19 protein-coding genes are annotated in these 18,034 nt (G+C 59.7%); 12 read left to right on the forward strand and 7 right to left on the reverse strand.

Features of this window, described 5'->3' with window-relative positions; genetic code table 11:
- Window positions 1-12: 12 nt before the first annotated feature.
- The gene (locus AACY49_RS07530) at window positions 13-657 is read right to left on the reverse strand and encodes a dual specificity protein phosphatase family protein (protein WP_258698408.1); all 645 of its coding nucleotides are present in this window, start codon (window positions 655-657) and stop codon (window positions 13-15) included.
- A gap of 217 nt (window positions 658-874) precedes the next feature.
- On the opposite strand from AACY49_RS07530, the gene AACY49_RS07535 reads away from it, so the two are divergent.
- The 3 genes from AACY49_RS07535 (at window position 875) to AACY49_RS07545 (ending at window position 4,516) form a co-directional block, all read left to right on the forward strand.
- A complete protein-coding gene (locus tag AACY49_RS07535) occupies window positions 875-1,933 on the forward strand; it encodes a PA0069 family radical SAM protein (RefSeq protein ID WP_339522750.1) in 1,059 nt (352 codons plus the stop codon).
- Between the two features lie 244 nt (window positions 1,934-2,177).
- Entirely contained in the window at window positions 2,178-2,909 is a 732-nt protein-coding gene (locus AACY49_RS07540) for a carbonic anhydrase (RefSeq protein WP_038980324.1), read from the forward strand.
- An 80-nt stretch (window positions 2,910-2,989) separates the two neighbouring features.
- Window positions 2,990-4,516: a SulP family inorganic anion transporter gene (locus AACY49_RS07545; RefSeq protein WP_258698406.1), complete on the forward strand. Its 1,527-nt coding sequence runs from the start codon at window positions 2,990-2,992 to the stop codon at window positions 4,514-4,516.
- Between the two features lie 119 nt (window positions 4,517-4,635).
- On the opposite strand, the gene AACY49_RS07550 is transcribed toward AACY49_RS07545, so the two are convergent.
- The gene (locus tag AACY49_RS07550) at window positions 4,636-5,286 is read right to left on the reverse strand and encodes a hypothetical protein (RefSeq protein ID WP_258698405.1); all 651 of its coding nucleotides are present in this window, start codon (window positions 5,284-5,286) and stop codon (window positions 4,636-4,638) included.
- Window positions 5,287-5,658: 372 nt separating this feature from the next.
- On the opposite strand from AACY49_RS07550, the gene coxB reads away from it, so the two are divergent.
- The 4 genes from coxB (at window position 5,659) to AACY49_RS07570 (ending at window position 10,072) form a co-directional block, all read left to right on the forward strand.
- Window positions 5,659-6,786 (forward strand): cytochrome c oxidase subunit II, encoded by a 1,128-nt coding sequence (coxB, locus tag AACY49_RS07555; RefSeq protein ID WP_258698404.1) that lies wholly within the window; start codon window positions 5,659-5,661, stop codon window positions 6,784-6,786.
- Between the two features lie 82 nt (window positions 6,787-6,868).
- Window positions 6,869-8,461: a cytochrome c oxidase subunit I gene (gene ctaD / locus AACY49_RS07560; protein ID WP_339522754.1), complete on the forward strand. Its 1,593-nt coding sequence runs from the start codon at window positions 6,869-6,871 to the stop codon at window positions 8,459-8,461.
- Between the two features lie 132 nt (window positions 8,462-8,593).
- On the forward strand, window positions 8,594-9,151 hold the full coding sequence (locus AACY49_RS07565) for a cytochrome c oxidase assembly protein (protein ID WP_258698402.1): 558 nt from the start codon (window positions 8,594-8,596) through the stop codon (window positions 9,149-9,151).
- Window positions 9,152-9,184: 33 nt separating this feature from the next.
- Window positions 9,185-10,072: a cytochrome c oxidase subunit 3 gene (locus tag AACY49_RS07570; RefSeq protein WP_258698401.1), complete on the forward strand. Its 888-nt coding sequence runs from the start codon at window positions 9,185-9,187 to the stop codon at window positions 10,070-10,072.
- A gap of 16 nt (window positions 10,073-10,088) precedes the next feature.
- Here AACY49_RS07570 and AACY49_RS07575 read toward each other — a convergent pair whose 3' ends face one another.
- Window positions 10,089-10,292 carry a twin transmembrane helix small protein gene (locus tag AACY49_RS07575; protein WP_030129650.1) on the reverse strand — a complete coding sequence of 68 codons (204 nt, stop codon included), beginning with the start codon at window positions 10,290-10,292 and terminating at the stop codon, window positions 10,089-10,091.
- 70 nt (window positions 10,293-10,362) lie between these two features.
- Between AACY49_RS07575 and AACY49_RS07580 the strand changes: the two genes are divergently transcribed.
- From AACY49_RS07580 to AACY49_RS07600, 5 genes are read left to right on the forward strand one after another with little or no spacing between them, the layout of a single operon-like run.
- On the forward strand, window positions 10,363-11,103 hold the full coding sequence (locus tag AACY49_RS07580) for an SURF1 family protein (RefSeq protein ID WP_339522758.1): 741 nt from the start codon (window positions 10,363-10,365) through the stop codon (window positions 11,101-11,103).
- Complete coding sequence (locus AACY49_RS07585; RefSeq protein ID WP_320392847.1) at window positions 11,069-11,662, forward strand: hypothetical protein; 594 nt, start codon at window positions 11,069-11,071, stop codon at window positions 11,660-11,662. The genes AACY49_RS07580 and AACY49_RS07585 overlap by 35 nt, the downstream gene beginning before the upstream one ends.
- Before the next feature lie 10 nt (window positions 11,663-11,672).
- A complete protein-coding gene (locus AACY49_RS07590) occupies window positions 11,673-12,752 on the forward strand; it encodes a COX15/CtaA family protein (RefSeq protein WP_339522760.1) in 1,080 nt (359 codons plus the stop codon).
- Window positions 12,740-13,639, forward strand: a complete 900-nt coding sequence (gene cyoE, locus AACY49_RS07595) for a heme o synthase (protein ID WP_258698397.1) — start codon at window positions 12,740-12,742, stop codon at window positions 13,637-13,639. The genes AACY49_RS07590 and cyoE overlap by 13 nt, the downstream gene beginning before the upstream one ends.
- Entirely contained in the window at window positions 13,636-14,271 is a 636-nt protein-coding gene (locus AACY49_RS07600) for an SCO family protein (RefSeq protein ID WP_258698396.1), read from the forward strand. Before cyoE ends, AACY49_RS07600 begins: the two co-directional genes overlap by 4 nt.
- Window positions 14,272-14,512: 241 nt before the next feature.
- Here AACY49_RS07600 and AACY49_RS07605 read toward each other — a convergent pair whose 3' ends face one another.
- The 4 genes from AACY49_RS07605 to AACY49_RS07620 all read right to left on the reverse strand — a co-directional run bounded on the left by AACY49_RS07605 (window position 14,513) and on the right by AACY49_RS07620 (window position 18,004).
- Window positions 14,513-15,286 (reverse strand): MetQ/NlpA family ABC transporter substrate-binding protein, encoded by a 774-nt coding sequence (locus AACY49_RS07605; RefSeq protein WP_008076235.1) that lies wholly within the window; start codon window positions 15,284-15,286, stop codon window positions 14,513-14,515.
- Between the two features lie 71 nt (window positions 15,287-15,357).
- Window positions 15,358-16,032 (reverse strand): methionine ABC transporter permease, encoded by a 675-nt coding sequence (locus tag AACY49_RS07610; protein WP_258698395.1) that lies wholly within the window; start codon window positions 16,030-16,032, stop codon window positions 15,358-15,360.
- On the reverse strand, window positions 16,032-17,039 hold the full coding sequence (locus AACY49_RS07615; protein ID WP_258698394.1) for a methionine ABC transporter ATP-binding protein: 1,008 nt from the start codon (window positions 17,037-17,039) through the stop codon (window positions 16,032-16,034). Before AACY49_RS07615 ends, AACY49_RS07610 begins: the two co-directional genes overlap by 1 nt.
- A gap of 248 nt (window positions 17,040-17,287) precedes the next feature.
- A complete protein-coding gene (locus AACY49_RS07620; RefSeq protein WP_339522767.1) occupies window positions 17,288-18,004 on the reverse strand; it encodes a PA5502 family lipoprotein in 717 nt (238 codons plus the stop codon).
- Window positions 18,005-18,034: the final 30 nt, after the last annotated feature.

The raw sequence follows: 18,034 nt of genomic DNA on the forward strand, positions 1-18,034 counted from the left end.
GGAAGGTGTTACTTACTCGACATGAGCCGATTTGAACCAGTTCTTCATCGAGCAACTGGCAAACGGACTGGTGCTGCAATCACCATTGGCCAGCGCCGTACGAAGTTTGTCTACATCGGCCTGCATCATGTAGCGAATGCCGTCCTTGAAGTGGGTGCTATCGCCAAAACCACCCTGGGTCATTTCACTCAGCGCGTCTTCCTTGCTCCAGCCCTGCACCACCACCCGGTACATCGCCGCCATCAGGCCCGTGCGGTCCGAGCCGTGTTTGCAATGCATAAGTACAGGGCCTTTGGCTTCGGCGGTCTGAATCGTGCGAAGCGCCTTGAGCACATCACTGTCGTCCACGTGATTGGTGCGGTAGGGCAGCTGAATCTGGGTGATTCCGGGCGTGGACAACCAGCTTGAGTCCGGTTCAGGCAGGAAGTTGATGACGGTGGCGACCTTGAGTTTTTCCAGCAGCGGCACCGCCCCGCTGTCTGGCAATGCGCTGCGATAGAGGGTCGGGGACATCTGATAGAGGTTGTACTGAACCTCCACCGATTGAGCCCAATCCGCTGGCCGAGGCAGTGGCGTATCGTCGGCCCAAGCCAGTGAAAGAGTAAAAAACGCAACCAACGACAGACAAATCGCAGGGAAAAGGCGGAATTGGGACATGCTCGGGCGACCGTATGGGAAGAGACAGCTGGATGACACTCAGATTGAGCCTTGAGCGGTCAAAGTCCCGTGAGCCACCTGTCAAAGAATCGTGAATATGCCGATCCGCGATAGGGGAAGTAACGAATATCGTCCGGGTTCGACCAAGCGCCCAGTGGCACTAGTCATATGAGTGACGCCCCTATACTGTATATAAAAACAGTACCGAGGCGTTTTCATGTCTACCCCTCTTCCCCCGCGCGGTCGCGGCACCGCCACCAACCCGCACAACCGCTTCGCGCCGAACCGTTCGGTGGCCGAGGATGACGGCTGGTATCAGGAAGCACCGATCACCCAAGGCACCGAGGTGCGCATCGAGACGGCAAAATCCATCATTACCCGCAACAATTCGCCGGACTTGCCCTTCGACCGTTCGATCAATCCTTACCGCGGCTGCGAGCATGGCTGCATCTATTGCTATGCGCGGCCAAGCCACGCCTATTGGGACCTGTCGCCGGGGCTGGATTTCGAAACCAAGCTGATCGCCAAGACCAACGCCGCCGATGTGCTGGAAGAACAACTGTCCAAACGCGGCTATCAATGCGCACCGATCAACCTGGGCTCCAACACCGACCCTTATCAACCGATCGAGCGTGAACACAGAATCACCCGCAAGACCCTCGAAGTGCTGCTGCGCTACCGTCACCCAGTGACCATCATCACCAAGGGTTCGCTGATTCTGCGCGATCTGGACCTGCTGGCCGAACTCGCCGAGCAAAGGCTGGTGGCGGTGATGATCAGCCTCACCACCCTGGACGATGAACTCAAACGCATCCTCGAACCCCGTGCAGCAGCGCCCAAGGCGCGACTGCGGGCGATCCGGGTGATGCGCGAAGCCGGGATTACCGTGGGCGTTTTGTGTTCACCGATGATTCCGATGATCAACGACAGCGAACTCGAAAGCCTGCTGACCGAAGCTCATGCGGCGGGTGCCCAGAGTGCCGCTTACATGATGTTGCGCTTGCCTCTGGAAGTGGCGCCACTGTTCGAAGAGTGGCTGGCCGCCCACTATCCCCAGCGCGCAGCTCATGTGATGAGCCTGATCCGCCAAAGCCGTGGTGGCGAGCTCTACGACAGCCGGTTTGGCGCCAGAATGCGCGGTGAAGGGCCGTTTGCCGATCTGTTGGCACAACGCTTCGCCAAAACCATCAAGCGCCTGGGGCTCAATCGTCGGGAAGGCTTCAACCTGGATTGCACAGCCTTTTGTCCGCCGGGTCGCCAGATGCCGTTGATTTAACGACAGTTGGCCCTATGGTGAGTAGAGAAAACGATACACCGCGTTTAGGCTGGTCACGTTTTTTTGTGACCTGGAACACCCGTTCTAGAGCGTTTTATTCAGTTTGAGTTAAGTTTCAACGACTACCTTGTTCATCGAGTGACTGACGGGTCTGGCTTTTCGACCTGGATGTTTTTTATACAGCCACTGGCTTCACATCGGACAAAACGGGAAAACTCCCTGACTCCGCCAAAGAGGATGAATCATGAGTGACAAGGATAAACAGCCGTTGGCTGTGTCGGCTTCAGCCCAACCCGAGGCGGAAACCGCCGACGCAGCGCTGCAGCATATCGTTGACGGCTTTTTACATTTTCATCACGAGATCTTTCCGCAGCAGGAAGAACTCTTCAAAAAACTCGCCACGGCCCAACGGCCTCGGGCGATGTTCATCGCGTGCGCCGATTCACGCATCGTTCCCGAACTGATCACCCAGAGCGCCCCCGGCGACTTGTTCGTGACCCGTAACGTCGGCAACGTCGTGCCGCCTTACGGGCAAATGAACGGCGGTGTTTCCACCGCCATCGAATATGCAGTGCTGGCCCTCGGCGTGCAGCACATCATCATCTGCGGGCATTCTGACTGTGGCGCCATGCGCGCGGTGCTCAACCCGCAGAGCCTGGAGAAAATGCCCACGGTCAAAGCCTGGCTGCGCCATGCGGAAGTGGCGAAAACCATGGTCCAGGACAACTGCCATTGCACTGATGAAAACGAGAGCATGCACATCCTCACCGAGGAGAATGTGATCGCTCAGTTGCAGCATTTGCGCACGCACCCGTCGGTGGCCTCGCGCATGGCCAATGGTCAGCTGTTTATCCATGGTTGGGTCTACAACATCGAAACCAGCGAAATCAAAGCTTACGACGCCGATCAGGGGTGTTTCCTGCCGCTCGATGGCAGTCATCCGATTCCGGTGGCGACGCCTAAAGCGCGCTTCTAAATCCTCCGTGTGGTTTAGCCGAGGCTGCTGATATTGCAGCCTGCTTTGCCATGCCTGAAGAAAACTTCGGGAGAGTCACCATGCGTGCTGCTCAACTAAAAGCTGTTTTGCCACGGGAGCTACTGGCTTCGGTGGTTGTGTTTCTGGTCGCCCTGCCCTTGTGCATGGGCATCGCCATCGCCTCGGGACTGCCACCGTCCAAAGGCCTGATCACCGGTATCATCGGTGGCCTGGTGGTCGGTTGGCTTGCCGGGTCGCCGCTGCAAGTCAGCGGCCCGGCGGCGGGTCTGGCGGTATTGGTGTTCGAACTGGTTCGCCAGCATGGTATTGCCATGCTTGGGCCGATCCTGCTGCTGGCCGGTTTTCTGCAATTGGTGGCCGGGCGTTTGAAACTGGGTTGCTGGTTTCGGGTCACGGCGCCGGCTGTGGTGTATGGCATGCTCGCCGGGATCGGAGTACTGATCGTGCTGTCACAGGTGCATGTGATGCTCGACGCCGTGCCCAAGCCGTCGGGGCTGGATAACCTGGCAGCCTTCCCCGCTGCGGTGATTCAGGCTTTGCCTTCGTTTGGCTGGCAAGCGGGCTTGCTCGGGCTGTCGACCATTGCCGTGATGTGGCTGTGGGAAAAATTCCGTCCGCACTCCCTGCGTTTCGTTCCTGGAGCATTGCTTGGGGTCGGTCTGGCAACGGTCGCCAGCCTCGTGCTCGCATTGCAGGTCAAACGTGTAGAGGTCCCGGCCAACCTGGCAGAAGCCATCGATTGGCTGCGCCCGGCGGACCTGCTCAATCTGGCAGACCCGACTCTGCTGATCGCCGCCTTCGCCGTGGCCTTTATCGCCAGCGCCGAAACCCTGCTCTCGGCCGCCGCCGTGGATCGCATGCACAGCGGCCAGCGCTCGGACTTCGACCGTGAATTGTCGGCGCAAGGTGTGGGCAACATGCTCTGCGGGTTGCTCGGTGCGTTACCGATGACCGGAGTGATCGTACGCAGTTCGGCCAACGTGCAGGCCGGCGCCACCACCCGACTGTCGACGGTGTTCCATGGTCTGTGGTTGCTGGCTTTCGTGCTGCTGCTTTCCAGCGTGCTGCAAAGCATCCCGGTGGCGAGCCTGGCAGGCGTCCTGGTTTATACCGGTTTCAAACTGGTGGACCTCAAGGCCTTTCGCGGCCTGGGTCGTTATGGCCGGATGCCGATGTTTACTTATGCGGCGACCGCACTGGCAATCATCTTCACCGACCTGCTGACCGGCGTGCTGATCGGCTTTGGCCTGACGCTGGCCAAACTGGCCTGGAAGGCTTCGCGCCTGAAAATCAGCCTGATCGATCTGCCGGCGGACGGTGAGATGGAGCTGCGACTGGTAGGGGCGGCGACCTTCCTCAAGGTGCCGGCATTGACCCAAGTGCTGGGGACCATTCCGGCGGGCACAACGGTGCATGTGCCGCTCAATAACCTGAGCTACATCGATCACTCGTGCCTTGAGTTGCTGGAGGAGTGGGGTCGGGCCAATGCGGCCAAGGGTTCGAAGCTGCTGATTGAGGCGCGGGGGTTGAAGCGCAGGCTTGAAGGACGGTTGCGTACGACCACCGGAGTAGGTTCAGCCGCTTAAAAACAGTGTGAGAGCGGGCTTGCTCGCGAAAGCGGCGGGTCAGTCGACATTAATGTTGAATGATTGACCGCATTCGCGAGCAAGCCCGCTCCCACAGTTGTTCGATTTCTACCGTTAAATCAAGCCGCTGGCTGATCCAGCTCCAGCTCCACGCCCAATTGGCGCGACAGGCACGGCCAGCGCTTCCACGCGGCGCCGGTGTCCGGGCTGTTGAGTTTCTCGCGGTAGGCCTCCACCGACTCCAGCGCGAAACTTTCATTGTTAAGCATCTCGTCCACAGCGTGATGCACCGCCTCATCCAGTTGATTGGCAAATTCTTCGCCGATCAGTTGGTGGGCAATCAGGTTGGCGACAGTCATGTCCAAGGGGATCAATGGCTGGCCAAAATGCTTGATGTACAGATCGTTGACCTCTTCGACCAACCGATGCGCCAGATAAGCTTCGTCCAGCAGGCTGTCCAGGCCGACGTGACCGGTCATGATCGCTGGCGGCTGAAGGAAAAACTGCTCGGCGATCTTCAGTACCGGCTTGATCTGCGATTCGATGCCCGCTTCCCTGGCAACTTCATTGGCTGCGTCCAGCAGGTCCGGCACTTGTTCTATATACGCGGCCACAAAACGCGTCATCACGCCGTTGGCGTCGACATCCGGCAATTGGATGGCGGAGTGAAGGTGCGGCAGTTGGGTTTCCAGCTGACGAGTCAGCAGGCCGGTCTCGGCCTCATGTTGTTGGGCTTTTTGGATCTGCTCGCGCAATGCGGCGGTGTTCATGAAAACTCCAGGAAACAAAGGCAATGAAATAGGGAAGACATAACTTAGCTGGGTTGCGAAAAAGGCTAAGACGCATTTGTCATAATTATTTCATCCTTGAGACATCTGCGTTATATCGATTTGCCACCACCCGTCTACATCCTTCTCCATTCGTGACCTGGAACGCAAGCCCAGGCTGTTTCAGTTGATTTACGCCATCGCGTTGCGAGGTGGCAGTCGCTGTCTATACTCGGTTCTGAATGGAGTTAGCTGATGACGCCCGACTGCATATGCAGCAAGGCTCGGCGATTCAAGTTCGTGGTCTGAAAAAGCCGCTCCCTTGCCGCAGGCGTTACGCCTACGGGATAACAAGAACGATAAGGGGAACCCGCAATGATGCGACATCCACATGTCTGGATGGGCCTCCTGTTGTGGTCGATTTTCAGTCAGGCGCAAGCGGCCTGGACTGTCAATATGGCGCCTGGAGCGACTGAGATCAGTCACGCAGTATTCGATCTGCACATGACCATTTTCTGGATCTGTGTGGTGATCGGCATCATCGTCTTCGGCGCCATGTTCTGGTCGATGATGGTCCACCGCCGCTCGACCGGGCAGGTGGCCGCCAAATTTCATGAAAGCACGACCGTTGAAATCCTCTGGACCATCGTGCCCCTGCTTATTCTGGTGGCGATGGCGGTTCCCGCAACGATCACGCTGATCAAGATGTACGACAACACTGAGTCGGACCTCGATATCCAGGTCACCGGTTATCAGTGGAAGTGGCACTACAAATACCTGGGTCAGGACGTCGAGTTTTTCAGCAACCTGAACACCCCCGCCGATCAGATCCACAACAAAGAAGCCAAGGGCGAACATTACCTGCTGGAGGTCGACAAGCCGCTGGTGCTGCCGATCGGTGCCAAGGTGCGCTTTCTGGTGACCTCCGCCGACGTCATCCACTCCTGGTGGGTGCCGGCCTTCGCGGTCAAGCGCGATGCGATTCCGGGCTTCGTCAATGAATCCTGGACCCGTATCGATAAACCCGGCATCTACCGTGGTCAATGCGCCGAGCTGTGCGGCAAGGACCACGGCTTCATGCCGATCGTGGTCGAGGTCAAGACCAAGGCCGATTACGAAACCTGGCTGGGCGAGCGCAAGGCGGAAGCCGCGCAGCTCAAAGAGCTGACCAGCAAGGAATGGACCCTCGACGAACTCAAGGAGCGCGGCGACAAGGTCTATCACACCACTTGCGTAGCCTGTCACCAGGCTGAAGGCCAGGGCCTGCCGCCGATGTTCCCGGCACTCAAGGGCTCGAAAATCGCCACCGGGCCGATCAAGGATCACCTGAACATCGTCTTCCACGGCAAGCCCGGCACCTCCATGGCGGCGTTCGGCAAGCAGCTCTCGGAAGTTGATATCGCAGCGGTCGTGACCTACGAACGTAACGCCTGGGGCAACAACAAAGGCGACATGGTCACCCCTAAAGAAGTGCTGGAGCTGAAACAGGCGGAAAGCAAATGACCCGGTCTATTGCGTACGTAAGGAATCGCTCGGGGCATGACGCTCCGCCCCGCCCAGCCCATCCGTTTGCAGGAGACAGGCCATGACAGTTGTAGTCGATGACCATGTTCATACCGGCACCGCCCACGCCCACGGCCCCGCCAAAGGCCTGATGCGCTGGGTGCTGACCACCAACCACAAGGACATCGGCACGCTGTACCTGTGGTTTGCGTTCACCATGTTCCTGCTGGGCGGCTCGTTCGCCATGGTAATCCGTGCCGAACTGTTCCAGCCGGGACTGCAAATCGTCCAGCCGGAGTTCTTCAACCAGATGACCACCATGCACGGTCTGGTGATGGTCTTCGGTGCCGTAATGCCGGCCTTCGTCGGCCTCGCCAACTGGATGATCCCGTTGATGATCGGCGCGCCGGACATGGCCCTGCCGCGCATGAACAACTTCAGCTTCTGGCTGTTGCCGGCAGCGTTTCTACTGCTAGTGTCGACCCTGTTCAGCCCCGGCGGCGGTCCGAACTTCGGCTGGACCTTCTATGCCCCCCTGTCGACGACCTACGCGCCGGAAAGCGTGACGTTCTTCATCTTCGCCATCCACTTGATGGGGATCAGTTCGATCATGGGGGCGATCAACGTGATCGCGACCATCCTCAACCTGCGCGCCCCCGGCATGACGTTGATGAAAATGCCGCTGTTCGTCTGGACCTGGCTGATCACCGCGTTCCTGCTGATCGCGGTGATGCCGGTGCTGGCCGGCTGCGTGACCATGATGCTGATGGACATCCACTTCGGCACCAGTTTCTTCAGCGCCGCCGGTGGCGGAGACCCGGTGCTGTTCCAGCATGTGTTCTGGTTCTTCGGTCACCCCGAGGTGTACATCATGATCCTGCCGGCCTTCGGTGCCGTCAGCTCGATCATCCCGGCGTTTTCGCGCAAGCCTTTGTTCGGCTACACCTCGATGGTCTACGCCACGGCGAGTATTGCGTTCCTGTCGTTCATCGTCTGGGCGCACCACATGTTCGTGGTCGGCATTCCGCTGGTGGGCGAGTTGTTCTTCATGTACGCCACGCTGCTGATCGCGGTGCCCACCGGGGTCAAGGTGTTCAACTGGGCCAGCACCATGTGGCAAGGCTCGCTGACCTTCGAGACGCCGATGCTGTTCGCCGTGGCGTTCGTCATTCTGTTCTCCATTGGCGGGTTCTCCGGGTTGATGCTGGCCATCGCCCCGGCGGACTTCCAGTACCAGGACACCTACTTCGTGGTCGCGCACTTCCATTACGTGCTGGTGCCGGGGGCGATCTTCGGGATCTTCGCCTCGGCCTACTACTGGCTGCCGAAATGGACCGGCCACATGTACGACGAAACCCTCGGCAAATTGCACTTCTGGCTCTCGTTCATCGGCATGAACATGGCGTTCTTCCCGATGCACTTCGTGGGCCTGGCGGGCATGCCGCGGCGGATTCCGGACTACAACCTGCAATTCGCCGACTTCAACATGGTGTCGTCGATCGGTGCGTTCATGTTCGGGGCCACGCAGATCTTCTTCCTGTTCATCGTGATCAAGACCATTCGTGGCGGCGAGCCGGCACCGGCCAAGCCGTGGGATGGCGCCGAAGGTCTGGAATGGAGCATCCCGTCACCGGCGCCGTATCACACCTTCACCACACCGCCGGAAGTGAAATGAAACGCCTCGGTCTTGTGGGAGCTGGCTTGCCTGCGATGAGCCGGGGTCGCGCTCGACCGACGCAGGGTGCCAGATGCACCGATATCGCGGGCAAGCCCGCTCCCACAGGATCGTGGGTGGAGGTTGGAAATCATGGCTGATTCGATTTCGATGAAAAAACTGGTCACCCGCCTGTTGCTGGTGGTGGCGGCGATGTTTGTCTTCGGCTTTGCCCTGGTGCCGATCTACGACGTGATGTGCAAGGTGTTCGGCATCAATGGCAAAACCGCCGGGCAGTATGAAGGCGAACAAACGGTCGACGCCTCGCGACAGGTTCGCGTGCAGTTTCTGTCGACCAACGCCGCTGACATGACCTGGGATTTCTATCCCAAGACGGATGAGCTGACCGCTCACCCGGGGGCGGTGAACGAGATGATTTTTATCGCTCATAACCCGACCGATCGACCGATGAGCGCCCAGGCGGTTCCGAGCATCGCGCCCAGCGCAGCCGCGGCGTACTTCCACAAGACCGAATGTTTCTGCTTCACCCAGCAGGTGCTGCAGCCCGGCCAACGAATCGAGATGCCGGTACGGTTCATCATTGACCGCGACATGCCCAAGGATGTGAAGCACCTGACGCTGTCCTACACGCTGTTCGATATCACCGCACGTCATCCGCCCGTGGCTGTTGCAGCAAGCACCGGCGGCTAGGCGTTAAAGCGTGCCCGATAAGGAGAACAATAAATGGCAACTCATGAACATTATTACGTTCCAGCCCAGAGCAAATGGCCGATCATTGCCACGGTCGGCATGTTCGTCACGGTGTTCGGCCTGGGCACCTGGTTCAACGACCTGAAGGCTGCGCGGCCGGAATCCCACGGCCCGCTGATCTTTTTCGTCGGCGGATTGCTGCTGGCCTACATGCTGTTCGGCTGGTTCGGTACGGTGATCAAGGAAAGTCGCCAAGGGTTGTACAGTGCACAGATGGACCGCTCGTTCCGCTGGGGCATGAGCTGGTTCATTTTCTCGGAGGTGATGTTCTTCATCGCCTTTTTCGGTGCGCTGTTTTATGTGCGCAACATCGCCGGCCCGGCACTGGGCGGTGAAGGCTCCAAAGGCCTCGCTCACATGCTGTGGCCGGCGTTTGAATTCACCTGGCCGCTGCTGAACAACCCAGACCCGAAACTCTTTCCCCCCCCCAAGGAAGTCATCAGCCCCTGGGGCCTGCCGCTGCTCAATACCGTGCTGCTGGTGAGTTCCAGCGTCACCGTGACCATCGCTCACCACGCCTTGAAGAAGGGCCATCGCGGCGCACTGAAAATCTGGCTGGCGCTGACCGTGTTGCTCGGTTGCGCGTTTCTCGGTTTCCAGGCCGAAGAATACCTGCACGCCTACCACGAGCTGGGCCTGACCTTGGGTTCCGGCATCTACGGCGCGACCTTCTTCATGCTCACCGGCTTCCACGGCGCCCACGTGACCATGGGTACCATCATTCTGTTCGTGATGCTGATGCGGATCATGCGCGGGCACTTCGATGCCGATCATCAATTCGGCTTCGAGGCGGCGAGTTGGTACTGGCACTTCGTGGACGTGGTGTGGATCGGTCTGTTCGTTTTCGTCTACGTGCTCTGAGCGTTGGCTTTCATGACTACCAAGGCACGTGAGACACCAACTGGCCACTGAAAAACCCCCAGGCGATCAAGCCGACAGTGGTGGCGGCCAGCGCAACACGAACACTCAAGGCGATGACCAGGCGATTGGAGTGGCTGTCGTCCTTGACCAGAAAAAACAGGCCGCTGAACAGGCTGACAACCGTGGCAATCAGCATCAGGACGATGGCTGCTTTGAGCATGGTGACACTCCGGGGGACGGGCGATGCATTTGAGTATAGCTATCGCGACTACCGACTTTATGGCAACGCCATGAAACGCTTCCGGCCGGGCCTCGTGCCGACCCTGGTGGTCGCGATGCTGCTGCCTTTGCTGGTGTCACTCGGGTTCTGGCAGTTGAGCCGGGGCGCGGAGAAAAGCGCGCTGCTGCAAAGCTACGCCGAGCGCCGGGCGGCCGAACCGATGGCCAGCACCGAACTGCAACACACCGAAGATCCGGCCTTCCGCCGGGTTCGCCTGCACGGCCAGTTCGATGCCGAACACAGCCTGCTGCTGGACAACCGTCAGCGCGACGGCAAGGTCGGGGTCGAGCTGCTGCAACCGTTCCAGGATCAGGCAACCGGGCTCTGGCTGCTGGTCAATCGCGGCTGGCTGCCATGGCCGGACCGGCGCACACCGCCGTCATTCACCACACCGACTCAGGCATTGAGCCTCGACGCCTGGGTCTACGTCTCCCCTGGCGCAACGTTCCAATTGCACGCCGACCCAAACGCCACGACCTGGCCACAGCTGATCACCGCCGTTGAGCCGGCCAGGCTGTGGACGGCACTTGAGCGTGACGGCTTCGCCTACGAATTACGCGCGCAAAGCGGTCCCGCGACCTACCGGGCCGATTGGCCGGTGGTGGCCATGGGGCCGGAAAAACATTTGGGTTATGCCGTGCAGTGGTTCGCCATGGCGATCGCACTGTTCGGCCTTTATCTCTATCTCGGCTTGCACAACGCAAAGGAGAACAATAATGGGAGTGGCCATGAATCCACCCGGCATGTCTGAGGCGAAAACGCCGGTCAATCGGCGGCGCGGGCGCTTGCAGTTGTTGCTGATCGTATTGGGGGTGATCGGTCCGATGATCCTCGCCACCGGCATGTACAAATTGCAGTTCTGGGTGCCAGAGGGCCGCAGTTATCACGGCGAACTGATCGGCAACGGCCAGACCCGCGCCGACATCGGCGTACAGGCGCAAGAAGACCGCTGGCAATTGCTGGTGACGGCGCCCAAGGACTGCTCGGTGGACTGCCAACAGCTGGTTTATCTGGCGCGGCAGATCCAGATCGGCCTCGGGCGCGATGCCCCTCGCGCCAGCCATGCGCTGGCCGCCGCGCAGCCGCTGAATAGCGATTACGAGACTAAACTTCAACGCGAGTACCCGCAGTTGCAACGCTATTCACTGGACCTGCCGACCTACACCAAAGGCGCGCAGAGCAATGACACACCGCACCTGTGGATCATCGACCCTCACGGCAATCTGGTACTGCGCTACGACCCGACCGTGAAGGGCAAGGACCTGCTCAACGACCTGCGCCACCTGCTGAAACTGTCGAACATCGGATAAGGGCATCGTCATGGCCAAACCTGGATTTCGCCTCGCGCTGTTTGCCACCTTGCTGGCACTGATTGTGGTGTTGCTCGGCGCCTACACGCGCTTGACCCACGCCGGCCTCGGCTGCCCGGACTGGCCCGGCTGCTACGGTTTTATCAGCGTGCCGAAGAGCGAAGCCCAACTGGCCCATGCCGAACTGCATTTTCCCGACACCCCGGTGGAAGCCCACAAGGGCTGGAACGAGATGGTCCACCGCTACTTCGCCGGCACCCTGGGGCTGCTGATCGCAGTGCTGGCGGGCCGCGCCTGGGTCCATCGTCATCATCCGGGGCAGCCGGTGAAATTGCCGCTTTTCCTGCTGGCATTGGTGATTGCCCAAGCGGCCTTCGGCATGTGGACGGTGACGCTCAAGCTGTGGCCGCAAGTGGTCACCGGGCATTTGCTCGGTGGTTTTGCGACCTTGAGCCTGTTATTTCTGCTGACCTTGCGCCTGTCCGGCGTGCTGCCGGCACTGACTGTGCCTCGACGTTTGCAGTACTGGGCGACCGCCGGCTTGCTGCTGGTGATCGGGCAGATCGCCCTCGGCGGCTGGGTCAGCGCCAATTACGCGGCGGTAGCCTGCATCGACTTTCCGACGTGCCACGGGCAATGGTTGCCACCGGCTGATTTCGCCAACGGCTTTCACCTGACCCAACACATCGGCCCGAATTATCTGGGCGGGCAGCTGGACAGCGATGCCCGCACCGCGATTCACCTGACTCACCGCATCGGCGCGTTGCTGGTCACCCTCGTTCTGTTTGGCCTGGCCTGGCAATTGAAGGTCGTCGGCATGACGCGCCTGGCCACCATGGTGCTGATCGCCCTGGCAGCACAAATCACCCTGGGCATCAGCAACGTGCTGTTTCATCTACCGCTGCCGATGGCCGTCGCGCACAACGCGGGGGGCGCGGCGCTGTTGCTGACGATGGTGCTGGTCAATTACCACGCGCGAACCAGTCTGGTTCGGGTCAAGCATCAGCCCCCTGTACGTTGGCGTCTCAGCCCGCGTAAACACTCGGCCGGGCCCATAACAATAAAAGGAGAGATGCCATGGCGACCCTGATCGGCGAACGTCACAGCCAGGCCATCTGGCGGGATTACCTGGAGCTGACCAAGCCGAAAGTGGTGGTGCTGATGCTCATCACCTCGCTGGTCGGCATGTTCCTCGCCACCCGGGCCGGGGTGCCATGGACGGTGCTGGTGTTCGGCAACCTGGGGATCGCCTTGTGTGCCGGCGGTGCAGCGGCGGTCAACCATGTGGTGGACCGGCGCATCGACGCGGTCATGGCCCGGACCCACAAACGGCCCTTGGCCGAAGGTCGGGTATCTCCGAGCGCGGCGCTGACCTTCGCCCTGGTGCTGGCGGTACTTGGCCAGGCCTTGCTGCTGGCCTTCACCAACCCGTTGACGGCGTGGCTGACGCTGGCGTCCTTGCTCGGTTACGCCGTGGTTTACACCGGTTTTCTGAAACGCGCGACGCCGCAGAACATCGTCATCGGCGGCCTCGCCGGTGCGGCCCCGCCGCTGCTTGGCTGGACCGCCGCCACCGGTCATGTCGGCGCAGAACCGTTGCTGCTGGTGCTGATCATCTTCGCCTGGACCCCACCGCACTTCTGGGCGCTGGCGATTCACCGCAAGGAGGAATACGCCAAGGCTGACATTCCGATGCTGCCGGTGACCCATGGCGAGCACTACACCAAAGTCCACATCCTGCTTTATACCTGTGCGTTGCTGGCCGTCAGCCTGATGCCCTACGTGATCCACATGAGCGGCGCGCTTTACCTGATGTGTGCCCTCGTACTGGGCGCGAGGTTTCTGCAATGGGCCGTGGTGCTGTACCGTGGCACTCGGCCGCATGCGGCGATCAACACGTTCAAGTACTCTATCTACTACTTGTTCCTGCTGTTTATCGCGCTGCTCGTAGACCACTACTTACTGTTGATCCTATGACTCGAACCCAGAAAACCGTCTTCATCCTCGTTGCCCTGATCGCGCTGATCCTGGGCCTGACCGTCAATAAAGTGCTGACCGGGAAAAACCAGGGCGACCCGACGGCGCTGATCGATGCGGGGATCATCCTGTTGCCCCAAAGCCGTAATCTGCCGGACGTGAAGATGACCGATCAGGACGGCAAGCCAGTGGCGGTCAACGAGCTGAAAGGCAAGTGGAGTTTGCTGTTCTTCGGCTACACCTTTTGCCCGGACATCTGCCCGACCACCCTCGCCCAGCTGCGACAGATCAAGAGCGAACTGCCGGCGGATGCGGTGGACAAGTTGCAGGTCATCCTGGTCAGCGTCGACCCGAACCGCGACACGCCCAAGCAACTCAAGCAGTACCTGGGCTACTTCGATCCGCAGTTCATCGGGCTGACCGCGTCATCGGTGGAAGACATTCAGAAACTGGCGAATGCGGTGAGTATTCCGTTCATTCCGGCGGACACCAGCAAGCCTAACTACACCGTCGACCACAGCGGCAACCTGGCGGTGATCGGACCGGACGGGGCGCAGCGTGGGTTTATTCGCGCACCGTTGAACAATCAGAAACTGGTGGCGCAGTTGCCGGTGATGCTCAGCCGCCAATAAGCACCACAAAACCCTGTGGGAGCGGGCTTGCCCGCGATGACGGAGCATCATTCAACATTGATGTCGACTGGTTCAACGCCATCGCGGGCAAGCCCGCTCCCACAGGTACGGTGTTTCAATGTCTAGTCCTGAAAATAGATTAGAGGTGTAAACCTTATTCAGGACGGGACAATTCAGGACGGGACACAGGCACAAAAAAGGGGCGCAGTGATTGCGCCCCTTTTTCGTTTACGTCAGCTGATCAGAACGCCGGCAATACCGCGCCTTTGTACTTTTCAAGAATGAAGGCTTTCACTTCCGGGCTGTGCAGCGCAGCAACCAGTTTCTGCATCGCCGCGCTGTCCTTGTCGTCTGGACGGGCAACGAGAATGTTCACATACGGCGAGTCGCTGCCTTCGATGACCAGCGCGTCCTTGGACGGATCGAGCTTGGCTTCCAGCGCGTAGTTGGTGTTGATCAGCGCCAGGTCGACCTGAGTCAGCACACGCGGGATGGTCGCGGCTTCCAGTTCACGGAATTTCAGGTCCTTGGTGTTCTCGGTAATGTCCTTGACGGTCGACAGGATGTTGTTCGAATCCTTCAACTTGATCAGGCCAGCCTTCGCCAGCAGCAACAGCGCACGACCGCCGTTGGTGGCGTCGTTCGGGATCACCACGTTGGCGCCGCCTGGCAGCTCGGTCAGCGCTTTGTACTTGCTGGAGTAAGCGCCCAGCGGCTCCAGGTGCACACCGGCAACGCTGACAAGGTTGGTGCCCTTGGCCTTGTTGAACTCATCCAGGTACGGTTGGTGCTGGAAGAAGTTGGCGTCCAGACGCTTCTCGGCCACCTGCACGTTCGGCTGGATGTAGTCGGTGAAGACTTTGACCTTCAGGTCCACGCCTTCTTTGGCCAGGGCCGGCTTAACGAATTCGAGGATTTCCGCGTGCGGCACCGGAGTGGCCGCGACGGTCAGTGTGTCGGCAGCGTGTGCGGAAAAGGCTGCAACGGCAGCGAACGCGACGAGTAGTTTTTTCATTCAGCTAACTCCTTGTGAGGCGCCAGTCTTCGGCGCCTGCCAGCGAATGGCCGGCTCATGTCTTAGTGACGTTATTTGCGGGAGAAATGAACCACCAGCTTGTCGCCGACGGTTTGCAGCACTTGAACCAGCACCAGCAGCAACACCACGGTGACCACCATCACGTCAGTCTGGAAACGCTGGTAACCAAAACGGATCGCCAGGTCGCCCAGACCGCCAGCGCCGACCACACCGGCCATTGCCGTGTAGGACACCAGTGTAATCGCTGTCACCGTAATCGCCGCAAAGATGCCCGGACGGGCTTCCGGCAGCAAGGCGTTGATGATGATCTGACGCGTCGTCGCGCCCATGGCCTGGGTCGCCTCGATGATGCCGCGATCCACTTCACGCAGGGCGGTTTCCACCAGTCGCGCGAAGAACGGCGTGGCGCCCACCACCAAGGGTGGAATCGCACCGGCGACACCCAGGGAGGTGCCCGTGATCAACACGGTGAACGGAATCATCACGATCAGTAGAATGATGAACGGCAGTGAACGCAGAATGTTCACCACCAGCGACAGCATCGCGTAAACGCCTTTGGCTTCCAGCAACTGACGCGGGCTGCACAGGAACAACAGCACGCCCAGCGGCAGGCCCAATAGCACGGTGAACAACAGCGAACCGCTGAGCATCAGCAGGGTGTCGCCGGTGGCCAGCCAGATTTCATACCAGTCGATATTGGAAAAGAAACTCATCAGGACTTCCATCAGCGCAGCACCTCCATGTGGACATCAGCTGCGGTGAAGTGAGCAAACGCCGCTTCCATGTCGCCACCGGTGACGGCCAGGGTCAATTGCCCGTACGGGACTTCTTTGATGCGATCGATACGACCGGCCAGGATGCTGTAGTCCACGCCCGTCTCCCGGGCGACGGTACCCAGCAACGGCGCGTAGGTCGCATCGCCCTGGAAGGTCAGGCGCACGATGCGCCCCGGTACGTGAGCGAAGTCGTCGCGCTGTTCGCTTTCGTCGATTTGCTCGTCTTCCTGCACGAAGCGCTTGGTGGTCGGGTGCTTGGGATGCAGGAACACCTCGGCCACCGAACCTTGCTCGACGATCTCGCCGGCATCCATCACCGCCACTTGATCGCAGACCCGACGAATCACGTCCATCTCGTGGGTGATCAGCACGATGGTCAGCTTCAACTCGCGATTGATCTCGGCCAGCAATTGCAGAACCGACGCCGTGGTCTGTGGGTCCAGGGCACTGGTGGCTTCATCGCACAGCAGGATTTTCGGCTTGGTCGCCAGGGCGCGGGCGATGCCGACACGCTGTTTCTGACCGCCAGACAGTTGCGCCGGGTATTTTTTCGCATGGTCGGCCAGGCCAACCCGCGCCAGCAACTGCGCAACACGCTGGTCAATCTCGCTGCGCGACAGCTCACCGGCGAGGGTCAGCGGCAACGCGACATTGTCAGCCACGGTCTTGGACGCCAGCAGGTTGAAGTGCTGGAAAATCATCCCGACCTGCTGACGGAAGCGACGCAGACTATTGGCATCCAGCGCGGTGACTTCTTCGCCATCGACGATGATCTTGCCGCCACTGGAGTTTTCCAGGCGATTGATCAGACGCAGCAAGGTACTTTTTCCCGCACCGGAATGGCCGATCAGGCCAAAGACCTGACCGTTCTCAATCGTCAGACTGGTCGGATGCAGGGCGGGAATATCCTTACCGGCGACGCGGTAAGTTTTGTGGACGTTTTGAAACTCGATCACGTAGCGAACCTTGTGGGGCGCGTTAGAAAAGGATCAGCGGTTAGCCGGGCGCGCATTTTAGCCTGTCCGTATAGAGGTTCTTAGCATTTATTTCGCTTTAAACCAGCGATTTGGCAATAAGGCGATCAAAGGTTAGGAACCTGGGACCAAGGCAATTCCGGCCTGATGCATTTAGAAAAGCAAAAGATCGCAGCCTGCGGCAGCGCCTACACGGTCCGTAGGAGCTGCCGCAGGCTGCGATCTTTTCTTTATGGCTTGCGAGGGCTCAAAACCATCTGCGCCGGGATGTTGCGCAGAATCTGCTTCTCCAGTTTCAGATCAAACCCCGAATCCAGCTTCTTCACCCGCTTGGTCAGCAACGTGGCCAGCCATGGGTAATCCTGGGTGCGAGGAGCCTGAATGCTCACATCGCACTGATAATTCACCACATCGGCGGCGATGGCATCCAGTTGACGACGAAGCTTGCTCATATCGGTGAGGTTCAACGCCACCGTCGTGCTTTCAGCCGTCGGGTCGATGACCTTGGCCTGCGGCTTGGCTTCGGCAGCCTTGAGGGCCGCTTCGGCTTTATCCAGCTCAGCCTTGCGCGCATGAACGATAGCGCTGTTGACGCCACCGGTCAGTGCTGGCGCCTTGGGCATCAACACCCGGGCACGGCTGAGGGCAGTGGCCGCCGCATTCACATCACCTTTTTGCAACACGATCTGGCTGCGCAGCAAATAGGCTTCGGCCAATTGCCGCTGGTATTGCTCAAGGGATTGATCGTTGGGCGACTCGGCCTGCAAGGCCGCCAATTGATCCTCGGCGGTGGCCAGCTCGCTGCTGGCCAGGCTTTGTTCCAGCTGTGCGATAGCCGTGGCCCGCGCATCGGGGGCCACGGTGGCCGCCGGTGGCGTGCTTTGACAAGCGCCCAGTAGCAGCGAAAATGCGACAAGGAGCAGATAACGGGAGGCGAACGGCTTCATTCCTGCGACTCTCTATTTGCGCAAAAAACG

It is taken from the genome of Pseudomonas sp. EL_65y_Pfl2_R96 (assembly GCF_963970905.1).
Taxonomy (GTDB): domain Bacteria; phylum Pseudomonadota; class Gammaproteobacteria; order Pseudomonadales; family Pseudomonadaceae; genus Aquipseudomonas.